Annotated in this window: 5 protein-coding genes and 1 pseudogene; all 6 read right to left on the reverse strand. The window is 64.8% G+C overall.

Annotated features, from left to right (window positions below):
• Window positions 1-42: 42 nt before the first annotated feature.
• Window positions 43-612, reverse strand: coding sequence for a YceI family protein (locus tag Q0L94_RS16795; RefSeq protein ID WP_296755567.1), 570 nt, complete (start codon window positions 610-612; stop codon window positions 43-45).
• On the reverse strand, window positions 609-1,157 hold the full coding sequence (locus Q0L94_RS16800; RefSeq protein WP_296755570.1) for a cytochrome b: 549 nt from the start codon (window positions 1,155-1,157) through the stop codon (window positions 609-611). Before Q0L94_RS16800 ends, Q0L94_RS16795 begins: the two co-directional genes overlap by 4 nt.
• Window positions 1,154-1,594, reverse strand: coding sequence for a MarR family transcriptional regulator (locus Q0L94_RS16805; protein WP_296755571.1), 441 nt, complete (start codon window positions 1,592-1,594; stop codon window positions 1,154-1,156). Before Q0L94_RS16805 ends, Q0L94_RS16800 begins: the two co-directional genes overlap by 4 nt.
• A gap of 183 nt (window positions 1,595-1,777) precedes the next feature.
• On the reverse strand, window positions 1,778-2,233 hold the full coding sequence (gene moaE, locus Q0L94_RS16810; protein WP_296755573.1) for a molybdopterin synthase catalytic subunit MoaE: 456 nt from the start codon (window positions 2,231-2,233) through the stop codon (window positions 1,778-1,780).
• 4 nt (window positions 2,234-2,237) lie between these two features.
• Entirely contained in the window at window positions 2,238-2,489 is a 252-nt protein-coding gene (gene moaD, locus Q0L94_RS16815; RefSeq protein ID WP_296755575.1) for a molybdopterin converting factor subunit 1, read from the reverse strand.
• Window positions 2,486-2,613: pseudogene (locus tag Q0L94_RS16820) on the reverse strand (molybdopterin molybdenumtransferase MoeA); the annotation flags it as partial. The pseudogene Q0L94_RS16820 and the gene moaD, both read right to left, overlap by 4 nt.

Genomic DNA, 2,613 nt, shown 5'->3' on the forward strand with positions numbered 1-2,613 from the left:
AGACGTTTCATGCAAAGCTCCTTGGGAAGAATGAACAACGGGTTAGTTGCCGGTGGCGGCAATGCGGAATTTCACCTTGACTTCGTTGGCGACAGTGGCGACGTCGGCCCACATGCCTTCGCCGATGCCGAAGTCCAGGCGTTTAAGAACGAACGCGCCGTCGAACGTGGCGGCAGCCTTGCCCGGCGCGAACGTCACCGGTACGGCCAGCTCGCGGCTTCTGCCCTTGAGCGTGAGCGTGCCGCGCATTTCGTAGCGGTTGTTGCCCAGCGGGCGAATCTGGCTGGAGACGAACTGCGCCTTCGGATACACGCTGCGGTTGAACCACAGCTTGCCGGCGGATTCGTCGTCGGCCTCGGACGAGCCGGCGTCGATGCTGGCCAGGTCGATCTCGATCTTCGCGCTGGCGGCTTCGGGTTTGGCCGGGTCGAAAGCCATCTGCACCGCGAAGCGCTTGAAGCCGCCCTGCACCGGCACGCCCATCTGGCGGAACTCGAAGCCGATGCTGCTCTGCTTCGGCAAGACCGTGCCGTATTCCACCGCGTGCGCCGCCGGCGCGGCAAACGCCGCAAACAGCGCGAACAGGATCGGATTCGTCGGGTTGCGTTTCATGCACGCTCCTTTTTATTCCAGCCCATGCGCTGCAGGAAGGGCCGGCGTTCGATGAAATGGTGCTGCAGGGCCGCGCCCACGTGCATGATGACCAGGGCCAGCAGCGTGAAGTTCAGGACTTGGTGCACCCCGGCGAGCAGATCGCCCAGTTCGCGATTCTTTTCGACCAGATCGGGCAGCGGCAGCACGCCGAACCACACGGTCTGAAAGCCTTTGGCCGAACTCATCAACCAGCCCGACAGCGGAATCGCGATCATCAGCACGTACAGCAGGCCATGCACGGCCTGGCTCGCCCGGCGCTGCCAAGCAGCCATGTCGCTCGGCAAGGGCGGCGGCGTATGCGTCAGCCGCCACGTCACGCGCAACGCCGCCAGCATCAACAGCGTGATGCCGATCCATTTGTGATAGCTGTAGAGCTTGAGCTTGCCGGGCGACAGCGGCAGTTCGTGCATGTACACGCCAAGTGGAAACGCCACAAAAATCAGCAGCGCCGCCAGCCAGTGCAGCGCGATGGCCGGGGTCGAATAACGCATCGCGGCGGTCATGCCGTCTCCTTGCTGAAAGCCTGTTTCAGTACACGCAAGGCGGTTTGTACACGCTTGTGTTCGGCCGCGCTCGTTCCGGCAAAGCACGCCCCCAGATGCGCCATGTGCGCCGGAAAGATCCTGGCGAACAAGGTTTCCCCCGCCCGGGTCAGGCGGATGATCTGGCAGCGGCGGTCGCTATCGTGCGCAACACGCTCCACCCAGCCATGATCGACCAGACGGTCGACCACGCCGGTGAGCGTGCCCTTGGTGATGAGGGTTTTTTCGCCGAGCTCGGTGGCGGTCATCCCGGCGGTGTTGCCGAGCGTGGCGACAATGTCGAACTGCGGCGGCGTCAAGCCCTGCGCGCGGATGTCCGCGGCGGAATACGCCGCGAACGCCTGATAGCACTGCACCAGGGCTTGCACGGTCGGCAGGAATTCGGCTTGCTGCTTCATCAGGCACCCATTTAGTTCTAACAAGAACAAAATTTATCTATTGTTAGAACCAATGTCAAGGCTTTTACAGGGCAGCTGAGCCCTGACGGACCGAAACGGGCATTATCGTCGGCGCTGCAATCCAGCCGACGCCGTGAATGCGCCGGCCTGCTCTTACTGGCTGGCCCGGCGCAGAACAATGACTCAGGGCTTGTTCCAGCGCGCCGCAGCCGCATCGTCGCTGGCGCGCGCATCCACCCAGCGTTCGCCCTCGGGGGTTTCTTCCTTCTTCCAGAACGGCGCCTGCGTTTTCAGATAATCCATGATGAATTCGCAGGCGGCGAAGGCTTCGCCGCGGTGCTGGCTGGCCACCGCCACCAGTACGATGGGGTCGCCCGGCAGCAGGCGGCCGATGCGGTGGATCAGCGTCACGTCGAGCAGCGTCCAGCGCGACTTCGCCTCGTCGACCAGGGCCGCCAGCGCTTTTTCGGTCATGCCCGGATAGTGCTCCAGCGTCATCGCCTGCACGCCGCTGCCCTCGTTGCGGTCGCGCGCCAGGCCGACGAAGCTGGCGATGGCGCCGATGTCGGTGCGGCCGCGGCTCATCGCGTCGACCTCGGCGCCGAGATCGAAGGCCTCGGCCTGGACCACGATCTTCATGCCGCTAGCCCCCGGTCACCGGCGGAAAAATCGCGACTTCGGCGTGTTCCGGCAGGCCCGCATCGAGCGCCACGAGGTTCTGGTTGACCGCCACCCGGAACGCCCTGCCCGGCGCCAGCTCCTCCGCCCACGCGTCGCCGCGCGATTGCAGGTGCGCCACCAGATCGGCCGCGGTGGCACCACTGAAATCCATGGCTTCCTCGGCCACGCCGAAGCGCTCGCGCAGGCGGGCGAAGTACAGTACGCGCAGTTTCATGCCAGCAGCTCCGAGAAGGGAATGAAGCGCACCCGGTCGCCCGGCTGCACGGTCTGGCCGATGGCAAGGTCGGCCAGACCGTCGGCCCAGGTGCACGAGGTCAGCACCCCCGAGCCCTGGTTCG

This window comes from Thiobacillus sp. (assembly GCF_024708915.1).

Coding starts and splice junctions, on each gene's coding strand:
- Q0L94_RS16800 (WP_296755570.1), bottom strand. CDS start 1,157: ATGACCGCCGCGATGCGTTATTCGACCCCGGCCATCGCGCTGCACTGG.
- moaE (WP_296755573.1), bottom strand. CDS start 2,233: ATGAAGATCGTGGTCCAGGCCGAGGCCTTCGATCTCGGCGCCGAGGTC.
- Q0L94_RS16795 (WP_296755567.1), bottom strand. CDS start 612: ATGAAACGCAACCCGACGAATCCGATCCTGTTCGCGCTGTTTGCGGCG.
- Q0L94_RS16805 (WP_296755571.1), bottom strand. CDS start 1,594: ATGAAGCAGCAAGCCGAATTCCTGCCGACCGTGCAAGCCCTGGTGCAG.
- moaD (WP_296755575.1), bottom strand. CDS start 2,489: ATGAAACTGCGCGTACTGTACTTCGCCCGCCTGCGCGAGCGCTTCGGC.